Annotated in this window: 14 protein-coding genes and 3 pseudogenes; 7 read left to right on the top strand and 10 right to left on the bottom strand. The window is 71.6% G+C overall.

The genetic code is table 11. The features are described 5' to 3' along the window. Positions 1 to 127 precede the first annotated feature (127 nt). From AC068A_RS25400 to AC068A_RS25390, 3 genes are all read right to left on the bottom strand, one after another. Complete coding sequence (locus tag AC068A_RS25400) at positions 128 to 502, bottom strand: PIN domain-containing protein (RefSeq protein WP_478588499.1); 375 nt, start codon at positions 500 to 502, stop codon at positions 128 to 130. Next, positions 499 to 759, bottom strand: coding sequence for a hypothetical protein (locus tag AC068A_RS25395; RefSeq protein WP_478588497.1), 261 nt, complete (start codon positions 757 to 759; stop codon positions 499 to 501). The genes AC068A_RS25400 and AC068A_RS25395 overlap by 4 nt, the downstream gene beginning before the upstream one ends. Positions 760 to 954: 195 nt before the next feature. Further along, positions 955 to 1,917: a TetR/AcrR family transcriptional regulator C-terminal domain-containing protein gene (locus tag AC068A_RS25390; protein WP_478588495.1), complete on the bottom strand. Its 963-nt coding sequence runs from the start codon at positions 1,915 to 1,917 to the stop codon at positions 955 to 957. A 166-nt stretch (positions 1,918 to 2,083) separates the two neighbouring features. Here AC068A_RS25390 and AC068A_RS25385 point away from each other — a divergent pair, with 166 nt between their 5' ends. Both AC068A_RS25385 and AC068A_RS25380 read left to right on the top strand, forming a co-directional pair. Beyond that, positions 2,084 to 3,193: an FAD-dependent monooxygenase gene (locus AC068A_RS25385; RefSeq protein ID WP_478588493.1), complete on the top strand. Its 1,110-nt coding sequence runs from the start codon at positions 2,084 to 2,086 to the stop codon at positions 3,191 to 3,193. A gap of 208 nt (positions 3,194 to 3,401) precedes the next feature. Next, positions 3,402 to 4,022 carry a hypothetical protein gene (locus tag AC068A_RS25380; RefSeq protein ID WP_478588491.1) on the top strand — a complete coding sequence of 207 codons (621 nt, stop codon included), beginning with the start codon at positions 3,402 to 3,404 and terminating at the stop codon, positions 4,020 to 4,022. A 258-nt stretch (positions 4,023 to 4,280) separates the two neighbouring features. Here AC068A_RS25380 and AC068A_RS25375 read toward each other — a convergent pair whose 3' ends face one another. Then, positions 4,281 to 5,654 carry an FAD-dependent oxidoreductase gene (locus tag AC068A_RS25375; protein WP_478588489.1) on the bottom strand — a complete coding sequence of 458 codons (1,374 nt, stop codon included), beginning with the start codon at positions 5,652 to 5,654 and terminating at the stop codon, positions 4,281 to 4,283. A gap of 180 nt (positions 5,655 to 5,834) precedes the next feature. Here AC068A_RS25375 and AC068A_RS25370 point away from each other — a divergent pair, with 180 nt between their 5' ends. Next, positions 5,835 to 6,305 (top strand): hypothetical protein, encoded by a 471-nt coding sequence (locus AC068A_RS25370; RefSeq protein WP_478588487.1) that lies wholly within the window; start codon positions 5,835 to 5,837, stop codon positions 6,303 to 6,305. A gap of 174 nt (positions 6,306 to 6,479) precedes the next feature. Here AC068A_RS25370 and AC068A_RS25365 read toward each other — a convergent pair whose 3' ends face one another. The 4 genes and pseudogenes from AC068A_RS25365 to AC068A_RS25350 form a co-directional block, all read right to left on the bottom strand. Beyond that, a complete protein-coding gene (locus AC068A_RS25365; RefSeq protein ID WP_478588485.1) occupies positions 6,480 to 9,173 on the bottom strand; it encodes an ATP-binding protein in 2,694 nt (897 codons plus the stop codon). A 359-nt stretch (positions 9,174 to 9,532) separates the two neighbouring features. Then, entirely contained in the window at positions 9,533 to 10,342 is an 810-nt protein-coding gene (locus AC068A_RS25360; RefSeq protein WP_478588483.1) for a maleylpyruvate isomerase family mycothiol-dependent enzyme, read from the bottom strand. 264 nt (positions 10,343 to 10,606) lie between these two features. Next, positions 10,607 to 11,353 carry a nucleotidyltransferase domain-containing protein gene (locus AC068A_RS25355; protein WP_478588481.1) on the bottom strand — a complete coding sequence of 249 codons (747 nt, stop codon included), beginning with the start codon at positions 11,351 to 11,353 and terminating at the stop codon, positions 10,607 to 10,609. Between the two features lie 79 nt (positions 11,354 to 11,432). Further along, positions 11,433 to 11,585: pseudogene (locus AC068A_RS25350) on the bottom strand (FAD-dependent monooxygenase); the annotation flags it as partial. 93 nt (positions 11,586 to 11,678) lie between these two features. Here AC068A_RS25350 and AC068A_RS25345 point away from each other — a divergent pair. From AC068A_RS25345 to AC068A_RS25335, 3 genes and pseudogenes are all read left to right on the top strand, one after another. Then, on the top strand, positions 11,679 to 12,281 hold the full coding sequence (locus AC068A_RS25345; protein ID WP_478588480.1) for a hypothetical protein: 603 nt from the start codon (positions 11,679 to 11,681) through the stop codon (positions 12,279 to 12,281). Positions 12,282 to 12,339: 58 nt separating this feature from the next. After that, positions 12,340 to 12,510 (top strand): annotated as a pseudogene (locus AC068A_RS25340) (IS1380 family transposase); the annotation flags it as partial. A 949-nt stretch (positions 12,511 to 13,459) separates the two neighbouring features. After that, positions 13,460 to 13,747, top strand: a pseudogene (locus AC068A_RS25335) (amidase); the annotation flags it as partial. Between the two features lie 225 nt (positions 13,748 to 13,972). Here the strand turns inward: AC068A_RS25335 and AC068A_RS25330 are convergent. Together AC068A_RS25330 and AC068A_RS25325 are read right to left on the bottom strand one after the other, a co-directional pair. Next, positions 13,973 to 14,245, bottom strand: a complete 273-nt coding sequence (locus AC068A_RS25330; protein ID WP_478588478.1) for a hypothetical protein — start codon at positions 14,243 to 14,245, stop codon at positions 13,973 to 13,975. Beyond that, positions 14,245 to 14,472: a hypothetical protein gene (locus AC068A_RS25325; RefSeq protein WP_478588476.1), complete on the bottom strand. Its 228-nt coding sequence runs from the start codon at positions 14,470 to 14,472 to the stop codon at positions 14,245 to 14,247. Before AC068A_RS25325 ends, AC068A_RS25330 begins: the two co-directional genes overlap by 1 nt. Before the next feature lie 234 nt (positions 14,473 to 14,706). Here AC068A_RS25325 and AC068A_RS25320 point away from each other — a divergent pair, with 234 nt between their 5' ends. Continuing rightward, positions 14,707 to 15,135: a hypothetical protein gene (locus tag AC068A_RS25320; protein ID WP_478588474.1), complete on the top strand. Its 429-nt coding sequence runs from the start codon at positions 14,707 to 14,709 to the stop codon at positions 15,133 to 15,135. The last annotated feature ends 177 nt before the right edge of the window (positions 15,136 to 15,312 follow it).

Below are 15,312 nucleotides of genomic sequence, written 5' to 3'. Positions count from 1 at the left end.
TCTCACCCCCGGCGGCCGTGCCGGCAGGTCGTCCTCCGGGTCGTGCATGCCCGCACCCGGGCCCGGGGAAAGGACCCCTCCCTGACTTCCAGCCTCAACCACGAAGAAGGGTGGAGGAGGAAGGACGTCAGGTGGGGTTGAGCGGGTAGACGCCGGTCCCCTCGTATACCTCGGGAGCCAACGAGAGCACGGTGACGGGCTCCCCCGACTTTGCGGCCTGCCAGGCGATGGCCGCAGGGTGCGTGACCGGCCAGTCCGTGCCGGGCCAGGATGCGGCGTCCAGGGCGTGCGCCGCGGTGAAGGGCACGGTCTCGGCGAAGCGCAGGCGCGCGGCGTGAGAGCCGGCACCGGGTGTCACCCGCTCGGCAGCGAGGATGGACAGGGCCGGGATCAGGACCCTGCCGGTGCCTCGGGAAGACTCGATGTAGAGGCCGGTGAAGAACGGGTCGGCCTGGTGGAGGGCGATAAGCGCGGTGTGGTCGAAGACGGCTGTCAGGTTCACGCGGCGGCGCCGCCCTGATGGGCACGGACCTTGTCCCAGGCGGACTGCCCCGCCTGCTGCACCTGCTCGGTGTACTCCAGCCCGAGCTCCGCTGCGGCCTGCAGCGCTCGCTGCTCCTGCTCGGCCTGGGTCAGCCGGCTCTGCGCGAGCTCCTCCAGGAGCTCGGTGATCGTCGTACCGCGCTCCTGCGCGAGGAGGCGCAGCCGGTCCCGGGTCGCCTCGGTCGCCTTGATGCTCGTGGGCTTGCTCCTGTCCATGGAGCCGATTCTACCGCCGGTAGAACAGTTCTGTCAGGGTTCCGGTCGGCTGCACTGCCGTCGGCCGGAGCGGCCGGAGCGGCCGGAGCGGTTGGATCCGGGCAACCGGTCCGATGATCTTGCTGTCGTCGGCCGGCTCCAGCCGCACGTGACGCAGTGAGGAGGCAGGCTGCGTACTCCGGGGCGTGAGCGTGTCTACGTGACGGCTTCCCGGCCTTCGACGATGGAGGTCAGGCCGTCGAGGAGGGCCGTGAGGCCGAATTCGAAGAGGGCGTCGAGGCGCAGGTCATAGCCGTTCTCGAAGGCTCCGACCACCTTGGTGAAGGTCGGGAAGCGGCCGGATTCCACCAGTTCCCGGAGGGCGGGGGCGCGGCTGTCCATCCACTGGTCCTCCGACTGGCCCGTGGCCGCCTCGGCGTGCGCTTCCCTCTCCAGGTGCGCGGCCAGGCCCTGGACATGGCTGTAGAGCAGGACGTGGATGTCGAACAGCCTGGTGGGATCGAGTCCGTGGCCGTCGAGGGCCCGCAGCACCCACTCGCCGTGGACCATCAGGTTGGGCACGAGCAGAGGGCGGGCGAGAGAGCCGATCTGGGCCAGCCAGGGGTGCTTGCGGTAGAGAGTCCACAGGGTCCGAGCACCCAGTTCGATGCGGGAACGCCACTCTTCGGGGGCGTTGGCGGGGTAGGACTCCTCGCCGAATGCGGTGTCGGCCATGAGCAGGATGAGGTCGTCCTTGCTGGGCACGTACCGGTAGGGCGACATGGCGGCGACGCCGAGCCGTGCCGCAACGCCGCGCATGGAGAGCGCCGACAGTCCTTCGGTGTCGGCGATGTCGATGGCCGTGCGGACGATCCGGTCGAGGCTCAGTTCCTGCTCGGGGTCCGGGACGGGTGACGGGCGCCTGCGGGCCGGCGCGGCGGGGGCCGTTCCGGCGACGACCGTGCCGATCCGGGGCCGGGCCTCGACAAGCCCCTCCAGACGCAGGGTGGTCAGGGCCTTGGTGGCGGTGGCGAGCGCGACGCCCCATTCCCCGGCGATCTGCCGGGTCGAGGGAACCCGGTCTCCGGGGGCAAGTTCACCGTCCGCGATGCGCCGCCGGATCGCGGCGACGATGCGCAGATAGGGCGGATCGCCGACTGCACCTGTGGTCTTCGTCACGTGCTGCCGCCTTCCTGTCCTGTACTAGTGCAGAGGGTAGCAGCGCAAACGCTGGACGGAAGCCGTCTGGCCTAGTACAGATCCGGTATTTGGCCAGTTGGAGGGAGTGCGCGTACGTCGTACGTTCAGTGCGCGTACACCGTAAAAAGCACTGGGGGAACTTCTCATGCAGACCGTACTCATCTCCGGCGGCGGAATCGCCGGGCCCGTCCTCGCCTACTGGCTGCGCCGCCACGGCTTCGCGCCCACCGTCGTCGAACGCGCCCCGGGCCGACGCCCCGGCGGCCAGGCGGTGGACATCCGCGGCGTCGCGCTCGAAGTCGTGGAGCGGATGGGCCTGCTGGAGCAGGCAAGCCGCGTACGGACCCGGATGCGCGGCATGTCGATCCTCGACCCCGACGGCCACGAGGTCGACCGCTCCACCGAGGCGACCTTCAGCAGCGGCCGGCTCGACAGCGAAGACATCGAGGTGCTGCGCGAGGACCTGGTACGGATGGTGTACGAGCACACGCGCGCCGGTGTCGAGTACCTCTTCGGCGACAGCATCACCGCACTCGACGAGGACGAGACCGGCGTGCGCGTCGACTTCGCGCAAGGGCCGTCCCGCACCTTCGACCTCGTGGTCGGGGCCGACGGCCTCCACTCCACCGTACGGCGCCTGGCCTTCGGTCCGGAGGAGCGTTTCGCCCACCACCTGGGCAGCTACCTCTCGGTGTTCAGCGCGGACAACTTCCTCGCCCTGGACGCCTGGCAGATGTGGCTGCGGGACGGCGACACGGGCTTCGGCATCATGCCCGTACGCGGCAACACCGAACTCAGGATCGCCTTCGGCTTCGAGTCCGCCCCCCTCGCCCACGACCTCCGCGACAGGGGCGCCCTGCGGCAGCTCGTCGTGGACAAGCTCGCGTCGATGCGGTGGGAAGGGGCCCGCCTGGCCGAGGCCGCCCGTACGGCGCCCGACTTCTACTGTGACGCCATGGCCCAGATCCGCATGGACCAGTGGTCGCGGGGCCGGGTGACCCTGCTCGGAGACGCCGGCTACTGCCCCTCCCCCCTCTCGGGGCAGGGCACCAGCCTGGCGCTCGTCGGCGCCCACGTGCTGGCCGACTGCCTCGCCCGAGCCAACGGCGACCACCGCATCGCATATGCCCGCTACGAGCGGCGGATGCGTCCCTTCGTCACCCTCAACCAGGCCCTGGCCACCGAGAATCCCGGCGGACCCGCCTCGGAGGAATCCGTCGCGCACGCCAAGGTGGCACTGTCACTGGACAGCTGATCCCCTGCCGCGCGACCCGTACGGCCGAGAAAACTCCGGGAATTCACCTGTATGCAGGCAGCTCATTCGGAGTATCCGGCGGTGATTGTTGATCTGATCGCATGATCTGCCGGAGGAATTCGGTGGGGCTACTGGAAACTGCCGATCGGTCACAAAGAATGGAGGGGCTTCCGGGGAATTCCCGGGCCGAATCGACAAGGAGCGTTGAATGCGCCCTGAAGGCAAGGTCGTATCGCCGCCCGCGCGGCGTTCATGGTGGTCCACACGGCTGGCAACCGGCGGCGTCACCGCGCTGGCCGCCGTCTCGCTGGTAGGCGCCCTGGGTGGCGTACCTGCCCAGGCGCAGGACCTCGGACCGAACTCGCACCCCGCGTCGGCCGTCCTGTCCACCGACTGGGCGGACCCCGAGCCCCACCACGACAAGGGGAAGGACAAGGAAAAGGGCAAGGACAAGGACAGTCCTCCGATCTCTGTGGGCGTGTGCTTCGAAATCGACACCGTTCGCCAGGAAGCGGCCGGCGGCGGGGCCTTCTACGGGGCGACCAGTGGCGGGAGGGCCTTCGTCGGAGACGAACTCACTCCCCTCGGAGTCATCGACTGGGACGACCTCTCCGATGAGCTAGGAGACGTGCCCGTCGGCGCCTGCGGAGTGTCCATTGACGTCGGCCCCACCGATGGCCAGGATGAGGGTGACATTGTCATCGACGTGATCACCACGTCCAGGACCGTGCACACCATCACCTGCACGCGCACTGGGTCGGAGATCATCTCCTGCGGCACCTGGGTGGAGCGCGACGCGCCGACGCCCGGCGCCACGCCGGAGCCGTAAGCCGGAGGCGGATGCCTACCGCGAGACGGTCCATCGCACCCGGCGACGCCTGCGGCACGCTGCTGATCCGTATGGCTCGCCCCGGACGCCGTGTGCCGCCTCCCGGTCGAGGGCGCCGACGCCGCACCGCTCTCCTGGGGAGAGCTGTCAAGGAAGTGTGCCAACGCGCCCTCGGGGCCCTGCCGCCCGCCGGTCTACCGGCGGGCGGCAGTTCGTTTGCCGGCACCGGGCGTCGAAGGTGAGGTACCAGGCAGACGCTCAGCCTGGAATGAGTGCATCCCACTGATCGCGAGTCGGGCCGTCCTGCTCCGGCGAGAAGTCCGGGTGGGCAGCCAGCCAGTCGGTGACGGCTCGGTCCACTTCCTCGGTGCCGTAGGCGTCGTCGGCCGGTTGCAGGAGATGGCGTACCCGGGCGCGGGCTCTCATGACGACGGGATCGTCAAAGGCGCAAGCGGCCAGGGCAGCAGCCCGCCGATCCGAGGACGGTGAGCTCTCCGCGAGGCGTTGCTCGTTGCCGCGGTCGGCCGCCACCTGGGCGTCGAACCACGGGCGGAGGGCCTCTGCCGTCCAGGTGTGGTAGCCCATGGGGTCCGCGGCGACCTGGTCGACATGGGTGGCGAGGTGCTGGGCGGCACGCAGGCCGAGGGCCACGCCATGGCCCAGGGTGGGATTGGTGTGGACGAGGCTGTCCCCGGCGTTGACCAGGCCCGTGACGACAGGTCCGTCATCGTCGGCGAAGGAAGTCCAGCGGTTGTCCAGGCCGGCCATCGCCAGGACGGCTGTCTGTGCTTCGGGGGCCAGGTCGAGCCAGGCGGCGGTCGCGGGGAAGCGGCGGGCGACGGCCTCGAACACCGCAGGGTCGGTGAGCGCGCCGCGGGTCGGATCACCCGTGGAGAGCACCAGGCTCACCGCGAAGGTGTCGTTGTCGGAAGGAAAGACGCCGGCGAGCGCGAACGGTGCGGCCGAGCCGGTCTTCACCCGTCCGGGGTCACGCGGGCCGTCGGCACGCACGCGGTACCAGCGGCACAGATACGCGATCCCGGTGCGGTGGCTGTCGACCACGGGCGGGCGGCAGCCGGCCGCGGTCAGCCAGTCGGGGACCGGCGAGCGGCGACCGGAGGCGTCGATCACGAGGTCCGCCCGGTGCGTTTCCGCGCCCACCTGTACGCCGGTGACCCGGGCAGGGCGGCCCTCCCCGAAGGTGAGGGCGCGCACCCGGCAGCCTCGCCGCGCCTCGACGGTGGGCTCCCGCCGCACGGCCGCGGTCAGGGCGGCCTCCAACACGATGCGGCGGGTGCGCAGGGTCACCAAGTCCTCATCGCCGGCCCGATGCGGCGGATGCTCACCGAACCAGTCGAAGTCGTGGTATTCCCGGGCTCCGCGTGCCAGCAGGTCCGTGTAGACATCAGGGGTCTCGGTGCGCAACACGGTGCGGACAGGCGCGAGAAACGAGTGGGGATGGTTGGCCTGCGGGACTCGGGGCCTGTCCCAGTGGAGGAAGTCCCGGTCCAGGTCCTCTCCGGCCGACCGCGCGTCCTGCTCGAACAACGTCGCCGTATGGCCCCGTCGGCCGAGCATGAGCGCCGTCCCCAGCCCGCTGATACCCCCACCGATCACCGCAACCCGCGCCATCGATCTCCCCTTCGCGTCGTGTTGCGGAATGAGCCTACTGCCAGACGATCTTCAGTTCGAAAGCAGCGTCGCGGGACCGGCGAGGCCGGGCCGCCCTCGGCTTCCTGCTGCTTGCCCCGGCCGCCGCTGCCCTAGCCTGACCACCCGCCCGACCCCAACCCGGAGAGGACCCAACGCCCCATGTCCATGTGGCCTTCGATCGTTGCCGTGATAGGCACCCTGGCCGGCGTCCTGACCGCCGGACTCCTCCAGCACCGCGCCGCCGCCACCGCCCGCGCCGAGCAGCGCGCCGACACCCACCGCCAGGACCAGCTCGGCGCCGTCACCGACTTCGCCGCCGCCCTGGACGCGCACCGATCTGCCATGTTCCACCGGGAGCGCCTGGCCCTGACCGAGGCCGGCACCGAGCACCGGCTGGAGGCCCAGACGAAGTCGCACGACACCCGTACGGCGATCACCGCGCCCCACGTCCGCCTCCAGGTCCTGGTCCCCGAGTTGGCCGGCCCCGCCCAGCAGGCCGCCGATGCCACGTACGCCCTGCGCAACGCCACCAGCGACGCCGAGCTGGCCGCCTTGCGGCGTGCGGCCAAGGAAGCGACCGTGGCCTTCATCGCCGCGGCCGCCGCACTGCTGAGCCCCGACCACCGCTGACAGCCGTGGTCGTCGAAGCACCCGCGAAGCCCGAGGGCGGCGGCCCGGTCGCCGAACAGGTCGCCGTACGCGTGCTCGGGTACGCCTTCATGGTGCACAGGCACCGGGCGGGCACCGAGGTCCTGCAGCTGGGCGGGTGTCTTCGTCGCAGGGGCGGCACCCTGCGGTGCCGGGTCAGCCGGCCGGCACGCCCGCCTGCCGGCCCGTCTGGCCCCCGCCGAGGATCGCCCGGTTGAGCGGTACGTTCCGCAGGAACCGGTCGCGGTCCGCCGGGCTGCCGATCAGGTCCGCCTTGCGGGCCACCACCTCCCGGGCCTGCTGGGCCAGCTCCTCCGCCTCGGCCGCGCCGTCCGTCGCCCGCAGGACGACCGCCGCGTGGTGGAGCACCTCCTCCGTGCGCAGCGCCGGCAGGTCGCCCACCTCCTCCAGGACCGCGATCGCCTGCCGGGCCAGCCGGGAGGCCGCCGCGGTGTCCCCTTGCATCAAGTGGATGCGGCTGCGCAGGGAGAGGGCCGCGACCTCGCTGCGGACCATCCCGGTCTGCGACGTCTCGCGGACCGTCTCGTCAGTGAGCCGCCCCGCCAGGTCCAGCTCGGCCGCGTCGCCGTCCGCCAGGGCCACCACGACCTCCGCGTACAGGTTGCGGACGATGGGGACCAGGTCCACCAGCCAGGTCTGCTCCGTCTCGCGCCAGGCCTCCTCGGCCAGCACCCGGCTGCGCGACCTCTCCGCGGGATCACGGGAGTCCCGGCTGAGGAGCAGAGCGAGGAGGGCGGTGTTGTACGCGTGCCAGCCGCTCGGCCCGCCCTGCGCCTCGTCGAAGTCGCGTGCCTCGCACAGGGCCGCGGCCGCCTCGCCCTCCGAGCCCATGGCGACGTACAGCTGGGCCAGGTAGTTGAGGGCGATCGGCAGGTTGGCGTTCAGCGGGTCGCTGCGCAGCTGTTCGACGCACCGGGTCAGCCGGCTCCGGGCCTGGTCGAGGTAGCCCGCGTCGAAGAGGTTGACGCCGAGCTGCAACTCGCTGCTCAGGTTGCGGACCTGCCGTACGGGGTCGTTGCCTTCGCGCAGGGCGGGATCGTCCTCGAGCAGTCTCTCTGCCTGGAGCTGCACCTGCAGGCCGGCGGCCAGATCCTGCTTGGTCAGCTGGCCTCCGTACGTGGACAGGGCGGCGAACAGGACGACGGGGTCGGCGCACTCCCGGGCGAGCTCCACGGCTTCGCGGAGCTTGTCGAGGGAGGGCCACAGCCCCCGGGTGTGGAGGAGGACCCGGCCGTGGAGCAAGGCGGTCCGGGCCGTCAGCTCCGCGTCGCCGCTGCGGCGGGCCGCTTCCTCCGCCTCGCGCGCCTGCCCCTCCAACTCCCGGGCCTGCGCCGTGCCGGGCCGGCACTGCCAGCGGGCTTCGGTGAGGGAGAGCAGCAGCTCGATGGCGCGGGCGAGCCGCAGGTCACGGTCGACGGCCGTCGGGGGCAGTCGGCGGATGCTCTCGACGGCCTGCCGGCTCAGGGCCTCCGCTTCGGAGAACGACATGCCGCTCACCGCCAGCTTTCGGGCGAGCGCGAACTGTGTCCGCGCGGCGTCGTCCCACCGCTGGGCGAGGTGGTGGTGGCGGGCGATTTCCAGCTGTACCGGTATCGGCAGGTCATCGCGGTCGGTCCCCTCTCCGGTCAGTGCGGCGGCGATCCTTGCGTGCGTTTCCCGAGCCTGGCCGGCGCTCTGCTCGTCAAGCACGGCCATGTGCAGCAGGGCGTTCTCGAAGCGGTAATAGTCGGCCGACGGGTCCTGGGCCCAGGGGAGCGGCGGCACCGCCCGGATCAGGCCCTGTCGGCGGCTCGCTTGGTGCAGCCGTCTGGCCACCAGGCCGGGCGGCTGCCCGCTCGCCCCGGCCACGACGGCGGAGTCGAAGGTCTCCCCCTGCGTGGCCCCGGTGACGAGCAGCTCCAGGGTCTCCGGGTCCAGCCCGTCCAGGCGGCGGCGGATCAGGGGACCCACCGCGTCCGGAAGCGGGCCCCGGAGGTCGCCGTCCGCGCCGAGCATGCCCAGGCACTGGGTGACGAACACCGGGTGGCCCTTGGTCAGTTCACTCAGCCGGGCCGGTAGCGACGGGGCCACCGGGCCCGGGTGGTGCTGCCGCACCAGGTCGGCGACCGCCTCCTGGGGCAGGCCCGTGAGTGTGCGCGTGCTGCACCACCCGTGGAGCTCCCACTGCGCGAGCACGTCGCAGACGGCCCCGGAGTCCGCCCCCGGATCGGTGCGGTGGCCGAGGAGCAGGCCGAGGGCGAGTTCCTGCTGCTGGAGCCGTTCCACGAGGTGCTCGAGAACCAGCAGGCTACTCGGGTCCAGCCACTGGACGTCGTCCAGGACGATGACGGTCGGGCCGCACGCGGTTGCCGCCTCCTCGAGCGCGTTGGCCACCGTGCGGGCAACGCCTTGCATCAGCGGCGCCATGCTGTCCGGCTGGGCGGCGGGAGAGTCGATGGTGGTCTGGACGATCTGGGCGGCGGCCTTCAACAGCGGCCCCAACGCCGGTACCAGGGAAACAAGTTCGGGCGCGGCCTGCCGGGTGGACCGGCCGAGGCGACGGAGCAGGGACCAGCGGGGCGGCGGCCGCAGCGCAGCCAGGACGTCGATCACCGGCCCGTAGGCGTTGTTCGTACCGATCCGGTCGATGCAGCGGGCCTGAACGAAGTGGCATTTCGGGCCCTCGTGCGGCGCCCGTCCGTTCCGTGTCACCTCCCGGAGCAGCGCGGACTTGCCCATGCCCTGCTCGCCCCGGACGACGAGCACACCGCCCTCCCCGCCGGCCACCGCCCGCAGGAACGCGTCGGACGCCTCGATGTGCTCGGTTCGGTCGACAAAGACGGCCGCCACCGCTCCCCCTCGCGTGCCGGACCGCCCGTGCAGGACGGTCATCAGCCGTTCACCCCCCAGTGCCCAACCGCATCACCTTAGCGTCGGCGCGGTCCCGGCGAGGTGCATTCCGCCGGGTCCACCGCGGGGCGCGATCGCAGGAGAGGCGGCGGTGTCCGGGGTGATCGGGGCGGTGAGCTGGGCGCGTACGAGTTGCCGAGGGCCACCACACCCCCCTGGGGCAGGCGTTCGCCGAGGGCCAGCCGCTTTGACGCCGGGGCGGTCTGTTCCCTCAGCGGCCCCACCAGGCCACAACGGCGTGGCTGTAGCCGTTGGCCGGAGGCGTGCCTCGGGCCAACGAGGTGGCGTGTCGTCACGCCTTACTCCTCCGGCTCCCAGGCGCGGAGCAGGTCGAACAGACCTGCGTCTCCGCCGATCTGCAGGGAGCCCGCCGGGATACGGTCGTACATGAAGAGGACCAGCTCACCGGCCGTGCCGCGGACGGAGACGTCGGCCGTGTCCGGGCCCTCCTCGGCAGAGGTGGCGGGCGTCGTGCCGGGCGCGGGGAGACGGGTGGAGCGTGCGCCGTCGCCGTCGACGGTGAGGCGCCAGGAGTGGCCCTCGGTGGCGTGGAAGTCGAAGGCCGCGGGCTTGTGCGGCCAGGCGCTCGGCGTCGCGACGCAGGTGGACAGGAACTCGTCCATACCGTCGAGTGCCGTCTCTTCCGGCAGCGGCTGCGGTGCGCCCAGGGTGATCTGGGTGTCGTAGGTGTGCACAGCGGTCTCCTGGACCCGGTGCCGGGCGACGCCACCCGAGTTCTGCGGTGACTGCGACGCACCCCACCACGTCCAGCAGCCGCGATCCGGGCCCGCCTCCCGAAGCGCGTTCAGCAGCAGCTGCGTCGAATCGGCCAGCCAGGTCAGCAGGGCTTCACGCTCCCGCGGCGCAGCCACGGCCGCGCGCGCGGCCGTCGCCTCGGCCGGGGGAGCGTCGGCGGGCCCCGCGCCGACGATGGCGGCCCAGAAGCGGTCCCCGCCACCCAGGTGCTGGATCAGATCGAACAGCGTCCATTCGGGGCAGGTCGGCACCTGCACGTCGAGGCTGGGCGCGGAGGCGACCGCGGCGCGGAAGGCGGTCGACCGTTCGTCGATCAGTCGCAGGAGGACGGCGAACTCAAGGGTTGTTGTCACACCGACTCTCTATCATCGCGCTCTGATGATCGGACAGTGATTTTTCACAGCTGCGGCGTCGGCCGCGTGCGGGCCCGGCCCGGGATGAGTCGCGGTGGCCGGGCTCGGCAGCGGTGATCTCCGCCGCCGCCCGGGCGTCACTGCGCGCCCCATGGACCCCGCCACCCTCGGCAAGCGACTCACCGCCGCCGGCGGCGCCGCCCTCAACGGCCGGACCGCCACACTGCGACGCCGTCGACACGGCACGGCGGCATCGACCGCCCGTCAACGCCCGCTGCCGGCGGCAACCGATTCGATGACGCCCCGCCAGGCTCTCTGATATCCCTCGCGAAGCGGGCCACCGACGAGGCAGAGGATCTGCGAGGCCGCATCGATCAAAGGCGCCGGGTCTCCCGACTCGGCCAGACGGAGGTGTCCTTCGAGCAGGGCGGCCCCACGCTCTCCATCCGCCTCCAGAAGGCGTCGTGGCAGCCACTTCCCGCCGCCGACCCACGCGCGGTGGTGATCGAAGAGCAGATCTGCGGCAGCGTTGAGAACGAACCCGGCCACGGCCAGGCGCTCAATCGGGTCGGCGGCATCGCCGAGATCGTCCAGAGCGTCCGTCAGCCCGTATCGCTTCGTCTCGACCGTCTCGGGCTCCAGCGGCGGCGCGCCTTTGCAGAGGTCCGCTTCGGCCAGCGCCCGGGCACGTCCTGCCTCCCCGTCTTTGTCGACCAGGACGAGACCGGTGGCATACATGCTCTGCAGGACCGCGCGACGCGCGGCGACGTCCGCGGCGAAGAGATCCACGAGACCGGCACGGGTATGGATGAAGAGCTCCACGACCCGCCCCTCGAACCGGAGCGTCTCCCGGCAGGTCTCGCCGCCGTCCTCGATGAGCACCGCGATGTCCAGGTCACTGCCGGCGGTCGCCCGCCCCACGGCTGTGGACCCGGCCAGGACCACGGCAAGCGCATCAGGGAAACGGTCACGCGCGAGACGTCGCGCCAGGTGAATCGGGTCCAGAGCCATGCCCGTCAGGGTTTCACGCACCTCGGTCAGTGGCGACGGACTTTCCGCGCGTACCGCCTGACCGCTACAGACCGTGACGGCGGAACTCGTCCGTCAGGTCTGCCGCCTGCAAAGCCAGTTGGCCGTTGTAGTCGTGGATGTCGAGCATCCCGCCCTGCGACCGCGCCGTCGGTGAGGCCTCCGCCTCGTAGACCGTGGCCGGGATGCCGTGGACGTGCAGGGTGCGGGCCAGGGTGAGGCCGCCAGAGCAGGCCGAAGTACGGCTTCTCGGCGTCGAGCCGTATCTCGGTCGCCGGGAAGGGGCGGGCCTGGCAGGGTGTCCGTCATGAGCTCTGAGCCCGCGCACCCCCACCCGGTCCGCCACCGCGACTACGGCACGTGGCTCGTCCGGTTCACCGGCCGGGTGCTCGTGGTCTGCCCGAGGTGCGGTGGCCGCGCGCTCATCGTGCCTCTGCCCGGCGTCGCGGCGCCGAAGTACTTCAGCACCCTGCTCTTCCAGCCCCGCCGCCTCGCCTGCGCCGGCTGCGGCGCGGTCGTCGACTGGACGGCCGAGGAGCGGGGCGCCGGCTTGGTCGGCGCGGTGCCCGGCGGCACCGAGGACCCCTTCTTCCGGCGTCCGCTCTGGCTTCAGACCCGCTGTGCGGGACGAGTTCTGTGGGCCTATGACGAGGAGCACGTGGACGCCCTCGACGCCTACGTGGGCGCCCGGCTGCGCGAGCGTCACGCCTCCCCGACGATGGCGATGTTCGCCCGGCTGCCGACCTGGATGAAGTCCGCCAAGCGTCGTGACGAGGTGCTGGCCGGCCTGGCAACCCTCCGAGCCCTTGCCCGGCTCTCGGCCCCCGCGGACCGTTCCGACGCAGCCCACGAACGTGGCGACCGGCCGCGCCACCACGGCAGCATGCTCTTCCGCGGAGGCCCGTACTAGCCTCGGGCTTTCACGCGGGCGGGTGTGTCCGAGGTGTGATCGGAAATGCGAAGAGTGCCTCGAGACCGTCCACAAGACCGGCCTGGACAGCGCGATATCGGCGGCGCTCGCGCCCTGGCGGCGTCCTCGGGCGGTGCACGATCCGGGCAAGACCCTGCTGGACGTGGCCCTGGCAGTCGCGCTCGGCGGGGACCGCCTGGCCGACACGCCTGGCCGACACGCCTGGCCGACCCCGCCCCGGGCGGTGTCGCTCAGGGGATGGCGGGAACCCTGCTCATCTCGTACAGGTCCCCTGCGTCCGGGTTGCCGATGTGCTGGTAGAGCGTGATCCGCTTGTTTGTGCCGCCGACCTTCCAGGGGTCGTCCGAGCAGCCCCGGATGTTGACCTCGACCCCTTGGTCCCAGGTGTCCCTTTCGGGCCTCAACGTCCACGTGCCCTGGCCCATGCACTTCTCGGTGGCCTTGCCCTGGTCACCGTAGAACCGGTGGTCGACTTCGGAGGCGGTCACCGTGCCGTTCGGTGTGAACGTCAGTGTCCCGCCCCGTCCGTCGGACCAGACGCCGGTCAGGGCCGCCGCGGTGAGCCGCGGCGGCCGGTACGCCTCGACCAGACCGGCGGAAAAGGCGACGCCACCGAGGACTGCGGTCGCCGCCACCGCGCCCGTACCCCACACCGCAACCGACCGGACGAGTCGCCGCCCCGGCAGCCGCGCGATCAGAACAGGCACGACGAGCACTGCCGCGGCGGGCAGCCACGCCTTGACGGCGGTGACCGGCTCCACTTCGCCGGCCAGCACGGCGATGGCAAGCGGGAGGGATGCGGCCCCGACAGTGACCGGTGGTGCCCACCACCACACCTCGCGGCTGCTGAACCGGCGCCCCAGCCTGTGGCTCAGCGAGATGGTGGGCAGCACGACGAAGAGCGCCACCATGCCTGCGACGCCGGGTGCGACCACCAGCAGTCCGGGTAGGAGGAAGAGCAGCGCGAGCCCGAAGCTGCCGTGATTGGGCCACTCCTGAGTCTGCAGGTACAGCATGTACACGACAGCGGCAAGCGCCGCCTCCTGGACCAGCACCACGATGGCGACCAAAGTCATACGGCTGTCGGGCCATTCGTGTCGCGTCTTCGTCACGGCCATCACCACCTCCCCCGGCGCATCCTGCCACCAACCTTGAACATGTTCAATCGGGGGCGGCGACGTTGTCTGCGGGCGTTCACCGAGGTCTGGGCCGAGCAGGCCCTGGCCCAGGCAGCCCACGTGGACGCGCAGATCGCCCGCGGTGCCCGGCTGCCGCTCGCAGGTGTGCCGATCGGCGTCAAGGCCGGCGAAGGCCCGGACTCCTACCAGAACACCCGCCTGGTGGCGGCCGGGTGCGTTCCGGTCGGTGCCACGTCGGTGCCGCGCACCGGCCGGGGTTGGCAGACGTACGGGCGCACCGACCGGGGACCCACCGTGAATCCGCTCAACCCGGCTTGGTCTCCGGGAGGTTCCTCCGCGGGCTCGGCGGCCGCGGTTGGGCACGGGGCACAGGAACGCGAGCCAGGCCGCGCCGGCCCCGTCTTCTGCCGTCGGCCCCTGCCGGAGTACGGACGAGTCGCCGGAGCAGGTCACTACGGTGCGCAGTGCGGTGAGCGGGCGGTTGCCGGAGAGCTGCTGGACGACGGTCGGCACCGTGGGCTCCCTCTCGGGTCAGACCTCGATGTAGGCCACGACCACCACGGTGCGCAGTGCGGTGACGAAGTACAGGACGCGTACGGCTTCGAGTTCGTCGGCGTACTGGCGCAGCCGGGGGCCGGCGGTGTCGCCGGGGATGGGGTCGCCGGCGTCGGGGTCGACGGAGATGACGACCAGGGCGCGGTCCAGGGCGTGGAGCTCGGCTTCGCTGGTGATGTTCTCCAGCTGCTTGGCGGCGGCGTCGGAGAAGGCGATGCGGGCGCGGCGGGGTCCGTGCGGGGCGGGCATCAGGCGACGGCCGGGCGCTGGGCGGCGAGGCGGGCCAGGTGGGCCTCGCGCAGCTCCTCCCACGGGGTGCAGTCCTCCACCGCGGGCAGGCCGTTGGTGGCGATGTCCTCGAGGGCGGCGGCGAACTGGTCGGCGTTGGCCCGGGTCTTGGCCGCGAAGGCGCGCAGGCCGTCGGCGGCCGCGGGCTCCAGCTGCTGCCGGGCGGCGGGGGCTGGCTGTTCGTTCATCGCAGGCTCCAGAGGGCAGAACTGGGGTGTCTCCCCACGGTATCGCCGCCGCCAGGGCCCGGGGACCACTCGCGGAAAGCCACGGTGCGTTGACGGGCAGATCGAATGTTCCGTTTGTCTGCTTGGGGCGGCTCGAACAGTCATCGTTGCCAGGCCTTTGGGTGTCCGGCTACTCAAGGGGAGGTGAGTACGTGCACTCTGCCCCGGGACCCGGGCGGCCCGGATGCTGGGGCCATGCGCCAGAAATCACTGGGACTCGCTCCCTGCCTGCTCTTCCTCATACCGGTGGCGGCATGGGCCGCCTGGCTGGGCTGGGACCAGCATCGTGACGTCCACCCCGACGGCTCGCAAACCGGCCCGTACGAGGCGTGGCAGGTGATCGGGTTGGTGCTGACCCTGCTGGCATCGGTGTACTGGGCCGCGTCGCGGGGTCGTATCGCGGATGCGGTGCTCGCCACCACGACTGGTCTGACCGCCGCCGCCTACTACGACTGGTCGGATGACGCCAGCGGCCTCTTCATGGTTGGCGTGGGCATGGTCATGATGGCAAGCCTCGTGGCGACCTCCGCCCTCTCCGTGCTGATCGCCTCCGTGACACGGGCCGAACGGCGAAGCGGCCCAAGATCGACACCGCTGCAGCCCGGCCCGGATACCGCTGCGTGAGTCAAGTCCCGTCGCCGTACACCACTGCTGCAACAACCGGCGACCCACCATTCCCGTGGTGTCGGTGAGGAATGCCGCGAGGTCGGCGGTCGCCTCGGGGGCCGCGGTGGCGAGGCGAACCGCGAACACCAGCTCGTCGAAGTCCCTGCCCGGGGCGAGGCGGGCGAGCGCGGACAG

The sequence above is a fragment of the Streptomyces sp. NPDC043854 genome (assembly GCF_056436005.1).
Note: the sequence above shows the minus strand (reverse complement) of the source record. Positions and strands in the feature narration are given on the sequence as shown.